Consider the following 16,067-nt stretch of genomic DNA (forward strand, 5'->3'; position numbering starts at 1 on the left):
ACCGGCGTCAGATCGGCGCCGCGTCAGACCGGCAGCCGCCGGAACACCCCGCGCGGCAGATGGCGCAGTGCCGCCATCACCATGCGCAGGGCGCCCGGTACCCACACCGTCTCCGAGCGGCGGCGCAGACCCAGCTCCACGGCCGTCGCGACCGCCTCGGGCGTGGTCGCCAGGGGAGCGTCGGGCAGACCGGCGGTCATCCGCGTACGGACGAAGCCGGGGCGTACGACCATGACGTGCACGCCCGTGCCGTGCAGCGCGTCGCCCAGGCCCTGCGCGAAGGCGTCGAGGCCGGCCTTGCTGGAGCCGTAGATGAAGTTCGCGCGGCGGGCCCGCTCGCCCGCCACGGAGGACATGACGACCAGGGAGCCGTGCCCCTGGGACTGGAGCGCGCGGGCGCACACCAGGCTCGCCGAGACCGCGCCGGTGTAGTTGGTCTGCGCGACCCGCACCGCCGCCTCCGGCTCCCGCTCGTCACGGGCCTGGTCGCCGAGCAGGCCGAAGGCGAGCAGCACCATGTCGATGTCGCCCTCGGCGAAGACCTTGCCGAGTACGGCCTCGTGGGAGCCGGGGTCGAGCGCGTCGAAGGCGATGGTGTGCACATCGGCCCCGAGCCCGCGCAGCCGCCCGGCGGCCTCCTCCAGGGCGGCCGAGGGGCGGCCCGCCAGCCAGACCGTGCGGGTGCGGCGGGCGATCAGCCGGCGGGCGGTCGCCAGCGCGATCTCCGACGAACCACCGAGGACGAGCAGGGACTGGGGGAGACCGAAGGCGTCCTTCATGAAAGCTCCTAGGTGCCTAGAGGTGGAGGCGGCGGGCCAGGTCGGACACGAACACCCCGTGCGGGTCCAGTTCGGCGCGCAGTGCGCGGAAGTCGTCGAGGCGCGGGTACATGGCCGCGAGCAGCTCCGGACGCAGCCGGGCGTCCTTCGCGAGGTAGACGCGCCCGCCCGCGGCGGCGACCTCCTCGTCGAGTTCGTCGAGGAACGCCCCGAGGCCGGGCAGTCCTGCCGGGATGTCCAGCGCCAGCGTCCAGCCCGGCACGGGGAACGACAGCCAGCCCGGGTCGGACTCCCCGAAGCGTTTGAGGACGGCCAGGAAGGACGGGCAGCGGCGCTCTGAGATACGGCGGACGATGCCGCGCAGGGCGTCCTCCCGGCCGTGGCCGACGACGAACTGGTACTGCACGAAGCCGCCGCGGCCGTAGACCCGGTTCCAGTGGGGCACACCGTCCAGGGGGTGGAAGAAGGCGGAGATCCGCTGCAGCCGGCCGACCTGCGCGCGCGGGGCCTTGCGGTACCAGAGTTCGTTGAAGAGGCCCACGGTCGTCCGGCTGAGCAGGCCCTCGGGGACGACGGCCGGGGCGGCCGGGAGGCGGGTGGTGCGGAAGGCCAGCGGGTCCGTGCGCAGCCGGGCGGGCAGCGCGTCCAGGGGCGCGTGGTCGCCGCGAGTGAGCACCGCCCGGCCGGTGGCGGCGCCGCGGGCCAGCAGGTCGATCCAGGCGACCGAGTAGCGGTAGCGGTGGTCGGTCGCCGCCAGCCGGGCCATCAGGTCGTCGAGGTCCGCCGCCCGTTCGGTGTCGACCGACATCAGCGAGGTCTCGACCGGCTGGAGCCGGAGCGTCGCGGTGAGGATCACGCCGGTCAGCCCCATGCCGCCCGCGGTGGCGTCGAACAGGGGCGTGCCGGGGATCACCGTGCGGATCTCGCCGTCGGCGGTGAGCAGTTCGAAGGACAGCACGTGCCGCGAGAACGAGCCCGAGACATGGTGGTTCTTGCCGTGGATGTCGGCGCCGATCGCCCCGCCGACGGTGACGTAGCGCGTGCCGGGGCTGACCGGCACGAACCAGCCGAGCGGCAGCAGCACCTGCATCAGCCGGTGCAGGGAGACGCCCGCGTCACACAGCACGGTGCCGCCCGCGGCGTCGATCGCGTGGACGCGGTCCAGGCCCGTCATGTCGAGCACGGACCCGCCCGCGTTCTGCGCCGCGTCCCCGTACGCCCGTCCCAGGCCCCGGGGAATCCCGCCCCGGGCCCCGCACTCCCGGACCGCCGCCGCGGCCTCCTCGTACGTCCTCGGGCGGATCAGCCGGCCCGCGGTGGGAGCGGTGCGGCCCCAGCCGGTGACGGTGGTGTGGTCCAGGCCCATGACGTCCGGGTCGGAATCGGTGTCGGCAGACATGTCCGTGACCGTATCGCCCTCTTGTGGGCGACTAGTTAGGGAACATGGCATCTCTCCCCGAAATGGGTGATTAATGGGATGTCGCTCAATATTGCCGGAGTTCGGGCCGCGCGGGCGTGAACAGTGAGTCCACATGGACGACCTCGACGACCTGCACGACATGGACCACCGGATCGTTTCGGCGCTCAGGGCGTGCGGCACCGACCCGCGCGTGGCATGCGCCGCGCGCGCTCTGTCCTGGGCGGGGGAGCACGCGGCGCTGTGGCTGGCGGCGGGGCTCGCAGGAGCAGCCGTGGACCGAGGGCGGCGCGGCGCCTGGCTGCGCGGTACGGCGCTGACCGCCGGGGCGCATCTCGTCAGCATGGGCGTGAAACGGGTCGTGCGCCGACCGCGCCCCGCGCATGTCGAGCCCTTGGTCCGCACCGCCGGCCGGCACTCCTTCCCCAGCTCGCACGCCGCCTCCGCCACGGCCGCCGCCGTCGCCTTCGGCGCCCTGGGAGCGCGCGCGGTCCCGCCGCTGGCCGCCGCCGTGTGCGTCTCCCGGCTGGTGGCCGGCGTCCACTATCCCTCGGACGTCGCGGCCGGCGCCGCCCTCGGAGCGCTCACCGCCCGGCTCGGCGCCCGCTGGGTGAAGGGAGGAACCCGCCATGACTGAGGCGCCCGACATGACTGAGGCGCCCGCCGTGACTGAGGCGTCCACCATGGCCGAGGCGCCCGCCATGGCCGAGACGGCCGTCCTGCGGCAGCGCGCCGGCGAGAAGCGGCCCGCGCCACCCCGCGGGAGCAGTCTCCTGGCCGGTCTCCTCAGGACCGCGCGCCCCCGGCAGTGGATCAAGAACATCCTCGTGGTCGCCGCCCCGGCCGCCGCCGGCGAGCTCTTCTCCCGGCACGCTGTCGTGCAACTCGCCCTGGTCCTCGTCCTCTTCACCGCCTGCGCCGCCGCCGTCTACCTCATCAACGACGCCCGCGACGCCGAAGCCGACCGTGCCCATCCCACCAAGCGGCACCGCCCCGTCGCGGCCGGGCAGGTCCCCGTACCCGTCGCCTACGCCGTCGGCGGCGTCCTCGCCGTCCTCGCGCCCGCCGTCGCGGCCCGGCTGTGCACCCCGGCCGTCGCCGCCCTGCTGGCCGCCTACCTCGGCATGCAACTGGCCTACTGCATCAGCCTCAAGCACGTCCTCGTCGTCGACCTCGCCGTCGTCACGACCGGCTTCCTGATGCGGGCGATGATCGGCGGACTCGCCCTCGGCATCCCGCTGTCGCGCTGGTTCCTGATCACCACCGGCTTCGGCGCGCTGTTCATGGTGTCGGCCAAGCGCTACTCCGAAGCCGTGCAGATGGCCGGAAAGGCGGGTGCCACGCGCGCGTTGCTCACCGAGTACACCGCCGACTACCTCCGCTTCGTCTGGCAGCTCGCGGCCGGGGTCGCCGTCCTCGGCTACTGCCTGTGGGCCATGGAGGAGGGCGGCGTCCCGCACGCGAGCGTGCTGCCCTGGCGGCAGCTGTCCATGGTCGCCTTCATCCTCGCCGTCCTCAGATACGCCGTCTTCGCCGACCGCGGCACGGCCGGCGAACCCGAGGACGTCGTCCTGCGCGACCGGGCGCTCGCCCTCATCGGACTGGTGTGGATGGCGATGTACGGCCTGGCGGTGGCCAATTGGTGACCACGCGCGCGTGGCCCAGCCGGCCGGCCCTCCCCTCGCGGCTCCCCTCGCGCCGGGAACTGACCGGCTTCGCCGCCGTCGGCTTGATCGCCTACGCCGTCGACCTGGCCCTGTTCACCTGCCTGCGCGGCCCCGCCGGAGTCGATCCGCTCACCGCCAAGTCCCTGTCCTTCGTGGCCGCCTGCTCGGTGGCCTATGCGGGCAACGCCCTCGGCCCCTACCGGACCACGCGGGGCCGGGGCTGGCGGCCGTACGCCGTCTTCTGCGCGGTGAACCTCGCCGGGGCCGCCGTCCAACTGCTCTGCCTCACCGTCAGCCACTACGGCCTCGGGCTCACCTCCCAGCGTGCGGACACGGTCTCCGGGGCGGGCGTCGGCATGGTCCTGGCCACGATTCTGCGGTTCTGGGGTACCCGTACATGGGTGTTCCGGGCGGAGGGCAGAAGCGGATCATGGACTGGCTGAAAAAGCTTCCGGTCGTCGGGCCGTGGGCGACCCGGCTGATGGTCACGCACGCGTGGCGGTCGTACGAGCGGCTGGACCGCGTCGCGTGGACGCGGCTGGCCGCCGCGATGACCTTCACGAGCTTCGTCGCGCTGTTCCCGCTGCTGACGGTGGCCGCCGCGATCGCCGCCGCCACGCTCGGCAAGGGCCAGCAGGACAAGCTGCAGGACAAGATCGCCGAGCAGGTGCCCGGCATCTCCGACCAGCTGGACATCTCCGGCCTGGTGGACAACGCCGGCGCCATCGGCCTCATCGCGGGCGCGCTGCTGTTCTTCACCGGCGTCAGCTGGGCCGGCTCCATGCGGGAGTGTCTGCGCGCGGTGTGGGAGCTGCCCGAGGAGGAGGAGAACCCGGTCCTGCGCTACGCCAAGGACGCGGGTGTCCTGATCGGCCTCGGCGGCGCGATCCTCGTCACCCTCGCCGCCTCCGCCGTCGCCTCCGCGATGGTCGGCTGGATCATCGGGCGGCTCGGCATCGACGAGGGCGGCTGGGGCGGGGTCCTGCTCCGGATCGCCGCGTTCCTGGTCGCGGTCCTCGCCGACTTCCTGCTCCTGCTCTACGTCCTGACCCTGCTGCCCGGCGTCGAGCCGACCCGCCACCGCCTGGTCGTCGCCGCGCTGACGGGCGCGGTCGGCTTCGAACTCCTGAAGCTCCTCCTCAGCGGCTACCTCCAGGGCGTCGCCGCGAAGAGCATGTACGGCGCGTTCGGCGTCCCCGTCGCCCTGCTGCTGTGGATCAACTTCACCTCGAAGCTGGTGCTGTTCTGCGCGTCCTGGACGGCAACCCAGAGCAAGCAGGACGAACTCCCGGCCGCGGGCCGTGGTCGCCCGGAGGGCTCGGGCGGGGCGGCGGTGGCGGGGGGCGGTTGACGGGGCAGAGGTGGTGCGGGTTCCAGGCGCTCAGACGTCTCCGGGGCCGATCGGGCGGCCTGCCAGGGCCGAGTCCGGTGGTTGCCGACGGCGTGCGAGGTCCGGTGGTGGCCGGCGCGGTTGGCGTGGAAGGTGCCGCGGGACCGGCTCTGGTCGGGGTGCGGTGACGCTTGAGCGTGGTGGTGGACTCCGGGGGCAGACGTCGTCACCGGGGCGGGCTCGGCGGGGTGCCAGGCCCGGTGGCCGGGGGCGGTTGGCCTGGAAGGCGCCGCCCGACCGGCTCGGGTGGTCGTGCGGTGATGCCCGGGCGTGGTGCCCGCCCCCGGGCGTCAGCTGTCGTCGCCCGAACGGGCCCTGCGGCGTACCAGGTCCGGCAAGGGCCAGCGGCGGTTGATCAGGAAGGCACCGGCCGCCAGCAGTACCAGGACGCCGCCGGTGATGCCGAGCGCCGTTCCGATGCCGCTGGAGCCGTCCGCGGCCGAGGCGCTGGCCACCGGCTTGGAGCCGGTTCCGGCCTTGCCGCTGCCGTCGCCGTCGCCGGAGCCACCGGCCTCGCCGGAGGGGTTCGAGCCGGGCCGGTCGGCGCCCTGTGCGGCGCTCTTCGGCGGCACCAGCTCACCCACCGGCTGCACCTTCCCGGCCGCCTTGAACCCCCAGTCGAACAGCCGGGCGGTCTCCTTGTAGACCTCGTTGTGCTCGTCCTTCTCCGGGTTCATCACCGTGACCAGCAACACCTTGCCGTTCCGCTCGGCGACGCCGGTGAACGTGGCACCCGCGTTGGTGGTGTTGCCGTTCTTCACGCCCGCGATGCCCTGGTAGACGGGCACGTCCGCGTCGCCGCTCAGCAGCCGGTTCGTGTTCTGGATCTCGAAGGGCTTGCGGACGGTCTTGCCCTTCTTGTCCTTCGTCGTCTCACCGGGGAACTTCGCGCTGACCGTCGAGGCGTACTCGCGGAAGTCCTTCTTCTGCAGCCCCGAGCGGGCGATCAGCGTCAGGTCGTACGCCGACGACACCTGGCCCTGAGCGTCGTAGCCGTCCGGGCTGACGACATGCGTGTCGAGGGCCTGCAGCTCCTCGGCGTGCGCGTTCATCTCCTTGACGGTGTTCTCGACGCCCTTGTTCATCGCGGACAGCACATGCACCGCGTCGTTGCCGGAGCGCAGGAAGACGCCGAGCCACAGGTCGTGGACGGTGTAGGTCTCGTCCTCCTTTATCCCGACCATGCTGGAACCCGAGCCGATGCCGGCCAGGTCGGAGGGGATGACCTTGTGCTCGGTCGTGCTGGGGAACTTCGGCAGCAGCGTGTCCGCGAACAGCATCTTCAGCGTGCTCGCCGGGGCCAGCCGCCAGTGCGCGTTGTGCGCGGCGAGCACGTCACCGGTCTCGGCGTCGGAGACGATCCAGGAGCGGGCGCTCACGTCCTTCGGCAGCACCGGCACACCGCTCGCCAGGTTCACCTGCGTCCCCGGCCGCCCGAGCCGGGCGCCGCCCACGGTCGACATCGATGCCGGGGGAGTGGCCGAAGGGCTCCCGGAGGGGCTCGCCGACGGGCTGCCCGAGGGCTTCGGGGCCGCGACGGCGGCGGGTGCGGCCAGGGCGAGGGACGACAGGACGGCGGTGGTGACCAGCAGGGATCGCCTGGCGGTCTTCTTCGGTGCGGGCACGGTCGGAAACGTACATGCCGTACGCAGGGAAGTCCCGCCTCCACCCCACCCCGCGAACGGAACAGGACACGCTCTGGCGATACTGGACTCATGAAGCTCAGCCGCCCCGTCTCCTGGTTCCTGCTCGCCTTCGGGGTGTGGAGCTGGGTCATCTGGATCACTTTCGTCAAAAACCTTGTCAAGGACGGCAGCGGGCCCGCCTTCGACGACGGTCGTCCCACGGCGTACTTCTGGGTGCACCTGCTGCTCGCCGTCGTGTCCTTCGTATTGGGGACGGTCGTCGGGACCATCGGGTTGCGTGGTCTGCGCGCATTGCGCCGGACGTCATAACAGCAATCGGGAGACACGACACCGTGGCCATCGTCTTCGTACTCGTCGCACTGCTGGTCCTGGCCGTCATCGTGACGGCCAACTGGTACGTGTGGCGCCGCCTGTTCCGCGACACGACCCGCGGCCCGGGCCTCACCCGCCGCGCGGGCGCGGTCCTGATCGCGGGCGGCTGGGCCCTGGCGATCGCGGCCCTGGTCGCCGAACGCGCAGGCGCCCCCTTCTGGCTCCAGCAGACCCTCGCCTGGCCGGGCTTCCTGTGGCTGGCCCTGTCGATATACCTGCTGCTGGCGGTGGTGGCGGGCGAGCTCATACGTCCCCTGCTGCGCCGGTTCCTGGAACGCCGGGACAGATCGGGGAACGAACCCGGGTCGGACCCGGCGGCGCCGACTGCGGCGCCCCTGAACACCGAGAAGACCCCGCACGCCCCTGCCGCACCCGACGAAGCGACCGCTCCCCCGCAGACGGGCGTCGGCGCCGCCGCACCCGGCGTAGCGGCGGCAGCCGCCGCACACGCCGGCTCCCGTGGCGGAGCGACCGCCTCCGCCACCGAGCCCGGCTCCCTGACGGACCCCGCCCCCGACGCGTCGGAAGCCACCCCACAGCCGCTCACCCCCACCGGCACCACCGACGCCTCCACTCCCACCGGCCCCTCCCGCCGTCTCTTCGTCTCCAGGATCGTCGCCGGGGCCGCCGCGGCCGCTGCCGTCGGGACGGTCGGGTACGGCACATACGGGGTACTGCGCGGGCCGAAGGTCAAGCGGGTCACCGTGCCCCTGGCCAAGCTGCCGCGCGCGGCGCACGGGTTCCGGATCGCGGTGGTCAGCGACGTCCACCTCGGCCCGGTCCTGGGCCGCGGCTTCGCGCAGACGGTCGTCGACACGATCAACGCGACCCAGCCCGACCTGATCGCGGTCGTCGGCGACCTCGTCGACGGCAGCGTCAAGGACCTCGGCCCCGCCGCGGCCCCGCTGGCCCGGCTGAAGGCCCGTCACGGGTCCTACTTCGTCACCGGCAACCACGAGTACTTCTCCGGCGCCGAACAGTGGGTCGAGGAGGTCCGGCGCCTCGGCATCAACCCCCTGGAGAACGCCCGCAGGGAGCTCCCGTTCTTCGACCTGGCCGGCGTCAACGACGTCGCGGGCGAGGCGGAGGGCCAGGGCCCCGACTTCGCCCGGGCACTCGGCGACCGGGACACCGCACGCGCGTGCGTCCTGCTCGCCCACCAGCCCGTGCAGATCCACGACGCCGTCGAGCACGCCGTGGACCTCCAGCTCTCCGGCCACACCCACGGCGGCCAGCTCTGGCCCGGCAACCTCATCGCCTCCGCCGCCAACCCGACCGTCGCGGGCCTGGAGCGCTACGGCGACACCCAGCTCTACGTCTCGCGCGGCGCGGGCGCCTGGGGCCCGCCCACCCGGGTCGGCGCACCGTCGGACATCACGCTGATCGAGCTGGCGTCGAAGCAGGCCTGACCGCCCGTCACCCTGTGAGACCGCTGTGAAACCGGATCCAATCGCCCATCGGTAAGTTCTTTCCCAAGTCGGCAGATCTCCCTTCCCCGAGGTCAAAAGCCTGTGATTGTGTGAGGCCGCCACGAAGGGTGTGGCACCGGCACAAGGGTCCAAAGGGGCCTGGGGAGGGCAAGACCGATGCGATCGGTTCGCATGCGGATACTCGCGGGGCTGCTCGTCCTGGCGGCCGCGGGCGTGGGCGCCTGGCAGTTCCTGCCGTCGAGGAGCGACGGCGGGACCATCACGGTGGGCACGACGGACGCCGTCACCTCGCTCGACCCGGCCGGCGCCTACGACGCCGGCTCCTGGGCGCTGTTCAGCAGTGTCTTCCAGTCGCTGCTCACCTTCACGCCGGGCGGCACCGCACCCGTACCGGACGCGGCCAAGAGCTGTGCGTTCGCCGGCGGCGACCTGACGACGTACCGCTGCGAACTGCGCTCCGGCCTCACCTTCCCGAGCGGCCGGACGATGACCGCCGAGGACGTGAAGTACTCCTTCGACCGGATCCTCAGGATCAAGTCGCCCGTCGGTCCGGCGCCCCTGCTCGGCACCCTGCGTTCCGTGGACGCCGACCGGCTGACCGTCACCTTCCACCTGTCCTCGCCCGACGCGACGTTTCCCTTCAAGGTGGCCACCGGCGCCGGCTCCATCGTCGACCACACCGCGTACCCGGCCGGCAAGCTGCGCACCGGCAACGCTGTCGACGGCACCGGCCCGTACACCCTCACCACCTACACGAAGAACGACAGGGCGGTCCTCACGCCCAACGCCGGCTACCAGGGTGCCGTCAAGGGCGGCGCGGACCGCTCCGTCGAGCTGCGCTACTACGACACGCCCGACGCCCTCGACACCGCCTGGAAGGACAGACAGGTCGAGGTCGCGACCCGCCAGCTGCCGCCCCAGGTCCTCGCAAGCCTCAACCCGAGCGACCCGGCCCAGCGCGTCTACGAGGCGGACGGCTCCGAGACCCGCAACCTGTACTTCAACACCCGCGCCGGCAAGCCCCTGCACAAGCCCGAGGTCCGCCGGGCCATGGCCTGGCTGATCGACCGCGAGCGACTGGCCGCCACCGTCTACGACGGCACCGTCGACCCCCTGTACTCCCTGATTCCGGCGGGCATCACCGGCCACACCGCCTCGTTCTTCGACGACTATCCCGCGCAGGACGCCAAGAAGGCACGGCAGTTGCTCACCAAAGCCGGCGTGAGCCTGCCGGTCCGCCTCACCTACGGCTACGCCAAGGGCCGCGGCGCCGGTGCACAGGAGGGCGCCGAGATCAAACGGGAGCTGGAGGCGAGCGGACTGTTCAAGGTCACTCTCCAGGGCTACGAGTGGACCGACTTCCAGAAGCGGTGGGCGACCGGCAAGCTCGACGCGTACGCCGTCGGCTGGGTGGCCGACTTCCCCGACCCGGACACCTTCGGCGCCGCGCTCGTCGGCACCGGCAGCGCCATGAACACCGGTTACAGCAGCAAGACCGTGGACCGGCTCATCAAGGACAGCCGGCGCTACGCCGACCGCGGAGAGGCCGACCGGGACTTCCGCGAGGTTCAGCAGACCGTGGCGCAGGACGTGCCGGTGCTCCCGCTGTGGCAGGCGAAGGAGTACGTCGTCACCACCGAGGACATCGGCGGCGGCCAGTACCTCTCGGACGGCACGGGCGTCTTCCGCATCTGGAGCCTCACAAGGCTCTGAGGGGTGCCCTGCGCGGCCCTAGGACTCGGTGCGGCCCTATGACTCATTGCGGCGTGCCGCCGGGTCCGGGATCGCCCGGGTCATCCCCGGCAGGAAGTCCGTGAACAGCTCGTGCACCTCCCGGACCAGGGGCCGCAGCACCCGGAAGCGGGCCAGGGCGACGCCCCGTGAGGTGAGCCGGGCACCGCGCTCGGCGAGCCGGTAGCTGCGCTCCCGACCCTCCGTACGGTCGAAGATCCAGTACAGGACGAGCCCCATCTGGGACAGCCACATCAACTCGGGCAGGATGTCCCGCAGTTCCTCGGGCACCTTCGTCTTCGTCGCCCCGGCCAGCACCTCCTTGTGGACGCTGATGGCCTCCTCGCGCGCGTGCTCCGACTCGGGGGAGAAGGGGCTGAGCGGGCTGTCCGGGTCGGCGGCGTTCTTGAAGAACTGCACCGCGAACTCGTGGTAGGGCGCGGCGATGTCCAGCCAGGTCCGCAGGACACCCGCGAGCCGGGCCTCCAGGTCGGTCTCCCGGTCCAGGATCGCCCGGACCGCCACCTGGTGCTCGGCGGCGATCCGATCGTAGAAGCCCTGGATCAGGTGCTCCTTGCCCGCGAAGTAGTAGTACGCGTTGCCGACGGAGACCCCGGCCTCCTTGGCGATGGCCCGCATCGTCGTCTTGTCGTAGCCGCGCTCCTGGAACAGCCGCATGGCCGTCTCCAGGATCAGGGCGCGGGTCTGCTCGGACTTCGTGGGGGTGGCGCCGTCGTCGGGGCCGTCGTTCTTCGCGGACACGGTAAGAGAGCCTAACGTCAGCACCGGTGCGGCTACCGAGGGGCGCAGGCGCCGTCGGCGCAGCCCGGCGCGGTGTAGGTCCAGCCGGTGTCCGGGTGGTACGCCCACCCGTCCGCGCGCCGGTACCCCCGGCCGCCCCACTGGGCCCCGCCCCGCGGCCCCCGGTGCCACTGCGCCCCGCGCCACTTGGCGGCGGCGATCACCGCGCCCTTGGCGAGCAGAGCACCGGACGGGGTGCTCAGCCGGTGGGCGAGCGGCCGGTGCTCGCGCAGCGCCCACAGGGTGACGACCCAGGCGGCGGGCCCCAGGTAGACCTGCCCGGCGTCGCCGACGACGGTGATCTCGTCGAGGGTGGCGCCGTGGTCGAGTCCGGGAAAGCGCCGCCGGGCCTCCTCGGAGGCGGCCGGGACCAGCTCCAGCGGCACCAGCTGCGGCTGCCGCAGGAGCCAGTCGCGCAGGAACGCGCACAGGGAGCACTCGGCGTCGTACAGGACGGTGAGCCGGCGGACCGGTGCGGTGGCGTTCATGCCGGTCTCCGTTCAGGCCCGCGCCTGCGGGGCCACCCAGCCCTGCGGCGGCACGGGCGGCACCTGCTCCCGCTCCATCACACCCCGCCGCCGGATCCGGTTCAGCACATAGACGTTGGCCAGGTGCATCACGCCGAGCACCAGCAGCACCACACCGAGCTTCGTCGACAGAGCCTCGAAGACACCACGCGTGTCGGTGATGGTCTCGTCCCCGCTCAGATACAGCGCGACGAACCCGAGGTTGACGAGATAGAAGCCGACCACCAGAAGGTGGTTGACGGCATCGGTGAGCTTCTCGTTGCCGTGCAGCACATCGGCCAGGAACACCTTCCCGTTCCGGCTGAGCGTGCGGGCCACCCAGATGGTCAATGCGACGCTGACCAGCAGGTAGATGACATAGGCGATGACCGTGCGGTCCATTGCCCCACCCTTCTTGAACACGTTCAAAACGCTGTCGAGGGAGACTGTAGACCTATTTTTGAACACGTTCAAGACGTGGTCCCGGGGCGAGAGACAAAAGGGCCGGGGCCGTCTTCGACGAAGACGGCCCCGGCCCCACAAGTCAGCGTGTCACCCGATGGCGATGCGGGTCTTCCAGTAGTCGGCGCGGCCGATGATCTCGGTGCCGGAGCCGGTGAGGACGGTCTTGCCGCCCGCGTGGAAGCGAACCGATCCATCGGCGCGGACGGCCCAGATGTCAGGGACCGCACCGCCGTCGGCGCTCGGCGTGCCCATCAGATGAGGCATGTCGCCGCTCGACCAGCCCGAGGAGCCGTACTCGTTGTCCGCCCCGCCCGAGGAGTTCGCCGCGGTCGCCAGTGAGCCGAGGTCGACCCCGTCACCGGAAGCGGCGATGCCCTTGCGCAGCCAGAGTTTCCCGGAGACGTCGGACCGGTAGACCATGTCGGTCACACCGTCGCCCGATACGTCCTGGGCGACGACGAGGTCGCGCTCCTTCCAGGCGGAGGCGTTCAGACGGACGGCCTGGTCGACCGTCGCGCCGTGATAGCCGGTGAGGGCCCACAGTTCGTCGTCGGTCCCGGCGGAGTTCCTCACCGTGGCGAAGAAGTCGGCGCGGCCGTCTCCGGTGGCGTCGCCCGCGCTGAGGATCTGAGTGAATTCGGCCGGACTCGGCGCCCCTTCGGGCAGGAGGATCTCCTGGCGCTTGTCGATGTTGACGGCGCCGTAACCGTCTCCGGGGTAGACCCAGAGCTTGCCGCCGAGGCGGACGACGAGGTCCTGAAGGCCGTCGCCGCCGTAGATGTCACCGTTGTGCGTGATCAGGGCTCCCCTGAAGTGCCCTGACGGGGCGGGGACGTACGGGGGCAGGTCGTCCCCGTTGGGGTCCTTGTCGGGGTTGGTCCGGTAGGCGCCGGCCATTGAGTAGTCCAGATCGCCGGTGCCCTTGGCCAGGTCGTCCTTGTCGGCCTGGGAGGGGTACATGGCCAGGTTGCCGCCCTCGGTGACGACCATGAGGTCGGGCAGCTTGTCGCCGGTGAAGTCCCCGGGCTGTCGGCCTGGTCCCGTGGGGTGACGTAGAAGAAGTACTTGGTGGGATCCGAGGGGTTGCCCGCACTGTCCACGGCGCGGACGTAGAGCACGTTGGGCCCGGCTGTCGGAGGCTTGGCTCCGGAGAGGGAGGCACTCACGCTCGTCGCCGTGCCGTTCGCCCGCCCGATACTGCCGGTGTAGGTGGCCGAGTTGAAGCCGTACTCGTAGCGCACGACGTCGCTGTTCAGGGCACGCACGGTGAAAGACCCGGGCGTGCCGAACTTCTTGGCCGACCAGTTGGCGTCTTCGGCGTCGTTGCCGAAGCCGTTCTGGTTGCCGTCGGCGTTGGGGAAGTCGGTGGAGCTGACCACCGGCGGCCGGGGCGCCGACGTGTCCAGGACGAACCGGCAGGGTGTCTTGACCGGGTAGTACGGCGACGTCGTACCGGCGTCGTCGATGGCCCGCACCCGCCAGGAGTACGTGGTGCCGTTCTTGAGCTTGCTCGTGGGGAAGCCCTTTGTCGTCCTCAGAGCCGTGCCGGTGTCACCGCCGGCGGAGACCTTGCCGGTCGAGTCGAGCAGGTCACCGGCCGAGTCCCACTTCCCGGTCGGCCACAGGTCGAAGTCGAAGGAGTCGAGGTTCTTGTCCTTGTCCGTGGCTTTGGCGGTGAAAGTGAGATCACCGGAGCCCATGCGGACGTACGGCTTGGTCGTGGTGCACTTGCCGTCCGGGCCGAGGTCCAGCGAGTTCGAGACGATCGAGGGCCTGCGGTTGTAGACCAGCTCGAGCACGGGAGCGTAGTCGCCGTTGGCCCGGAACTTCTTCCACGCGTACCGGGAGTCTTCGTCGCGGGCGCGCAGGCCGAAGGTGATGGTGTCCTCTCCCTTGTCCGCAGCCCTCTGTGCGCCCTTCTTCACGTCGAAGGTCTCGAAGGCGTCCCGGCATCCGGACTTGTAGCCGTGCGCGAAGCTCTTGGTCGCCAGTTTGTTGCCGTCGTGGAGCCTGGGGGCGTTCTTCCAGTTGGTGTGGGAGTCGATCTCGCCGGTGAGGTGCACGCTCATCGAACGGGCGCTGCACGACCAGGAGTAGGTCTCCAGCAGGCGCAGCTTGGCCCGGGTGATCTTCGTGCCCTTCAGATTCTTGTCGAAGGAGATGTTGAAGAACGACCGGGACGTCCCCCAGGTGTCGGACTCGAAGCCGACACGGGCCTCGTGGGTGCCGCCCTTGTTGAAACCCTTGCCGTTGTAGAAGGTGGCCCTGGGGTGGCGGTCGTAGGCGGTGGTCCAGTTCTGGGTGTGCTTCTTGACGGATGGGTCGATGAACACCGGGTACGTGGTGGCAGGGTCCTCGAGGAAGTTTTGATCCGGGGTGAGCGTCCACTGCCCGGTGGACAGGTCGGCCTCGACGAGTTCACCCCGTGAGTCGGGAGAAGGGCCTTCCAGTGGGGCCAGGCCGAGCGTTGCGGCGGGACCGGACTGCGATGGCGCCGGGGTCGGCTCCGCAGGCGCGGAGGGCAGAGGTGACTCGGGCGGTTCCGGGGCGGAGCCGTCGCTCGCCGAGGGCAGCACCTCCACGTCGGTGTCGCTCTGCTCGTCGGACTCGGCGGCTTCGTCTTCGGCGGTGGGGGCCGCACTGTCGTCGGGAAAGGCGCCGGAATCCGTCGGGCCGGGTGATTCGGGTTCGGTCGGTTGAGCCGTCGCGCCTACGCCGCCGTCGGTCACGGCCGGCTGCCCGCTGCTGTCCCACATCAGAGGGGTGGGCGACATCGCGACCTCCTCGTCGTCGGCGTTCTCGGCGCTGACGATTCCGGTCACCGGGTCGAGGCGGAAGGTCAGCTGGGCGGAGTGAAGGCCGTACACCAACCGCCTTACGTGAGGATCGGATGCCGCCTGACGGTTTTTCAGGACCACGAGCTGGCCGAAGCCGTCGTCGTCGGCGGTGAGCACCAGGTCCCCGCCGGGGAAGATCTCCGGGTACAGCGCCCGGTTCCCGTCGATGATCGGAGCCGGGACCGGCCCGGGCCAGGTGAGCTGGATCTTGTACTCGCTGCCCGCTCCGACATACAGGGTGACCAGCGGATTCTCGGTGGCATCCGCTGCGGTCCGCTGCACCGGGGACACGCGCCGCGCTGTGGAGCGGGAGGCTCGCTGGCCTTGCGAGCCCGGCGAGAACACCATGCGGGTGTTGACGGCCTTCGGCTCCCACCCGATCCCAGTGCGCCGCAGACTCGGATCGATCTTCTTCCAGTCGCCGTCCACCTTGGCGCGGACGGGCGAGGAGTGGAGCCGTGTCGCCATCTGGCCGTCCGGGCGGGCCCACGTCGTGGAACGGGCGGTGCGCGCGGCGGTCACTTCGACGGGCTTTCCGGTCCGTGCCGCCTGCTTGAACGCGGTGGCTTCGGTGACGGTGCTCGTGCCCGGCTCGCGGTCGCGGCCGTCCTGCGTAGGACCGCCGTCCAGCCGTAGTCCGGCGTAGACGATGCCGGTGATGGCGACTGCGGTGGCGAGCAGCGCCACACCGCCTCGACGGCCGGGCCTGCGGCGCCAGTTGCGCGTCATCGGGCGGGTTCCCCTTCCCCCTAGTTCCCCTCGGAGCCGGCGCGTGACAGGGCGCGACCGGGCCAGCCGATGATGACCTATGAGGGATCTGTCGTCACCCTGTGGAGATTTCGAGGGCACGGGATGAGAGATGTGACCCAGCGCTCCGTACAGGAGGAAGGGGCGGCCTCCGGTGCGATGAGCGTGGCGCGGTTGGCTGTCCGCAAAGCCGCACAAAGCGCGGCAAGCTGACGTTTCCTCATGGTTCTTTGGTCGATAATGACTTGTTCATGCCAAAGATCTGTAAAGGGTGCAGGA

At 71.1% G+C, this 16,067-nt stretch carries 13 protein-coding genes and 1 pseudogene; 7 read left to right on the top strand and 7 right to left on the bottom strand.

The genetic code is table 11. The annotated features are described in order from the left end of the window. Window positions 1-23: 23 nt before the first annotated feature. Complete coding sequence (locus tag ACQEV8_RS27540; protein ID WP_432965308.1) at window positions 24-779, bottom strand: decaprenylphospho-beta-D-erythro-pentofuranosid-2-ulose 2-reductase; 756 nt, start codon at window positions 777-779, stop codon at window positions 24-26. A gap of 16 nt (window positions 780-795) precedes the next feature. Continuing rightward, window positions 796-2,178 carry an FAD-binding protein gene (locus ACQEV8_RS27545; protein WP_432965311.1) on the bottom strand — a complete coding sequence of 461 codons (1,383 nt, stop codon included), beginning with the start codon at window positions 2,176-2,178 and terminating at the stop codon, window positions 796-798. Window positions 2,179-2,311: 133 nt separating this feature from the next. Between ACQEV8_RS27545 and ACQEV8_RS27550 the strand changes: the two genes are divergently transcribed. The 4 genes from ACQEV8_RS27550 (at window position 2,312) to ACQEV8_RS27565 (ending at window position 5,214) form a co-directional block, all read left to right on the top strand. Then, entirely contained in the window at window positions 2,312-2,833 is a 522-nt protein-coding gene (locus ACQEV8_RS27550; RefSeq protein ID WP_432965314.1) for a phosphatase PAP2 family protein, read from the top strand. A 64-nt stretch (window positions 2,834-2,897) separates the two neighbouring features. Beyond that, complete coding sequence (locus ACQEV8_RS27555; RefSeq protein ID WP_432973035.1) at window positions 2,898-3,842, top strand: decaprenyl-phosphate phosphoribosyltransferase; 945 nt, start codon at window positions 2,898-2,900, stop codon at window positions 3,840-3,842. Next, the gene (locus tag ACQEV8_RS27560) at window positions 3,839-4,306 is read left to right on the top strand and encodes a GtrA family protein (RefSeq protein ID WP_432965317.1); all 468 of its coding nucleotides are present in this window, start codon (window positions 3,839-3,841) and stop codon (window positions 4,304-4,306) included. The genes ACQEV8_RS27555 and ACQEV8_RS27560 overlap by 4 nt, the downstream gene beginning before the upstream one ends. Further along, complete coding sequence (locus ACQEV8_RS27565; protein ID WP_432965320.1) at window positions 4,294-5,214, top strand: YihY/virulence factor BrkB family protein; 921 nt, start codon at window positions 4,294-4,296, stop codon at window positions 5,212-5,214. The genes ACQEV8_RS27560 and ACQEV8_RS27565 overlap by 13 nt, the downstream gene beginning before the upstream one ends. Window positions 5,215-5,543: 329 nt before the next feature. Here ACQEV8_RS27565 and ACQEV8_RS27570 read toward each other — a convergent pair whose 3' ends face one another. Then, the gene (locus ACQEV8_RS27570; RefSeq protein WP_432965323.1) at window positions 5,544-6,878 is read right to left on the bottom strand and encodes a D-alanyl-D-alanine carboxypeptidase family protein; all 1,335 of its coding nucleotides are present in this window, start codon (window positions 6,876-6,878) and stop codon (window positions 5,544-5,546) included. Between the two features lie 90 nt (window positions 6,879-6,968). On the opposite strand from ACQEV8_RS27570, the gene ACQEV8_RS27575 reads away from it, so the two are divergent. The 3 genes from ACQEV8_RS27575 to ACQEV8_RS27585 all read left to right on the top strand — a co-directional run bounded on the left by ACQEV8_RS27575 (window position 6,969) and on the right by ACQEV8_RS27585 (window position 10,414). Then, a complete protein-coding gene (locus ACQEV8_RS27575; protein ID WP_432965326.1) occupies window positions 6,969-7,208 on the top strand; it encodes an SCO4848 family membrane protein in 240 nt (79 codons plus the stop codon). Window positions 7,209-7,231: 23 nt separating this feature from the next. Further along, window positions 7,232-8,680: a metallophosphoesterase gene (locus ACQEV8_RS27580; RefSeq protein ID WP_432965329.1), complete on the top strand. Its 1,449-nt coding sequence runs from the start codon at window positions 7,232-7,234 to the stop codon at window positions 8,678-8,680. A gap of 192 nt (window positions 8,681-8,872) precedes the next feature. Then, on the top strand, window positions 8,873-10,414 hold the full coding sequence (locus ACQEV8_RS27585; protein WP_432965332.1) for an ABC transporter substrate-binding protein: 1,542 nt from the start codon (window positions 8,873-8,875) through the stop codon (window positions 10,412-10,414). 36 nt (window positions 10,415-10,450) lie between these two features. On the opposite strand, the gene ACQEV8_RS27590 is transcribed toward ACQEV8_RS27585, so the two are convergent. From ACQEV8_RS27590 to ACQEV8_RS27605, 4 genes and pseudogenes are all read right to left on the bottom strand, one after another. Next, on the bottom strand, window positions 10,451-11,194 hold the full coding sequence (locus tag ACQEV8_RS27590; RefSeq protein ID WP_432965335.1) for a TetR/AcrR family transcriptional regulator: 744 nt from the start codon (window positions 11,192-11,194) through the stop codon (window positions 10,451-10,453). A gap of 32 nt (window positions 11,195-11,226) precedes the next feature. Next, window positions 11,227-11,721 carry a thiol-disulfide oxidoreductase DCC family protein gene (locus ACQEV8_RS27595; RefSeq protein WP_432965338.1) on the bottom strand — a complete coding sequence of 165 codons (495 nt, stop codon included), beginning with the start codon at window positions 11,719-11,721 and terminating at the stop codon, window positions 11,227-11,229. Window positions 11,722-11,733: 12 nt separating this feature from the next. Beyond that, the gene (locus tag ACQEV8_RS27600; protein WP_432965341.1) at window positions 11,734-12,141 is read right to left on the bottom strand and encodes a hypothetical protein; all 408 of its coding nucleotides are present in this window, start codon (window positions 12,139-12,141) and stop codon (window positions 11,734-11,736) included. A 150-nt stretch (window positions 12,142-12,291) separates the two neighbouring features. Beyond that, window positions 12,292-15,770: pseudogene (locus ACQEV8_RS27605) on the bottom strand (DNRLRE domain-containing protein). Window positions 15,771-16,067: the final 297 nt, after the last annotated feature.

Source organism: Streptomyces sp. CA-179760 (assembly GCF_050937045.1).
Taxonomy (GTDB): Bacteria; Actinomycetota; Actinomycetes; order Streptomycetales; family Streptomycetaceae; genus Streptomyces.

Excerpts from the sequence above, each read along its gene's own strand:
- ACQEV8_RS27575 (WP_432965326.1), top strand. The coding sequence starts at position 6,969 with ATGAAGCTCAGCCGCCCCGTCTCCTGGTTCCTGCTCGCCTTCGGGGTG.
- ACQEV8_RS27600 (WP_432965341.1), bottom strand. The coding sequence starts at position 12,141 with ATGGACCGCACGGTCATCGCCTATGTCATCTACCTGCTGGTCAGCGTC.
- ACQEV8_RS27545 (WP_432965311.1), bottom strand. The coding sequence starts at position 2,178 with ATGTCTGCCGACACCGATTCCGACCCGGACGTCATGGGCCTGGACCAC.
- ACQEV8_RS27595 (WP_432965338.1), bottom strand. The coding sequence starts at position 11,721 with ATGAACGCCACCGCACCGGTCCGCCGGCTCACCGTCCTGTACGACGCC.
- ACQEV8_RS27555 (WP_432973035.1), top strand. The coding sequence starts at position 2,898 with ATGGCCGAGACGGCCGTCCTGCGGCAGCGCGCCGGCGAGAAGCGGCCC.
- ACQEV8_RS27550 (WP_432965314.1), top strand. The coding sequence starts at position 2,312 with ATGGACGACCTCGACGACCTGCACGACATGGACCACCGGATCGTTTCG.
- ACQEV8_RS27585 (WP_432965332.1), top strand. The coding sequence starts at position 8,873 with ATGCGGATACTCGCGGGGCTGCTCGTCCTGGCGGCCGCGGGCGTGGGC.
- ACQEV8_RS27565 (WP_432965320.1), top strand. The coding sequence starts at position 4,294 with ATGGACTGGCTGAAAAAGCTTCCGGTCGTCGGGCCGTGGGCGACCCGG.
- ACQEV8_RS27540 (WP_432965308.1), bottom strand. The coding sequence starts at position 779 with ATGAAGGACGCCTTCGGTCTCCCCCAGTCCCTGCTCGTCCTCGGTGGT.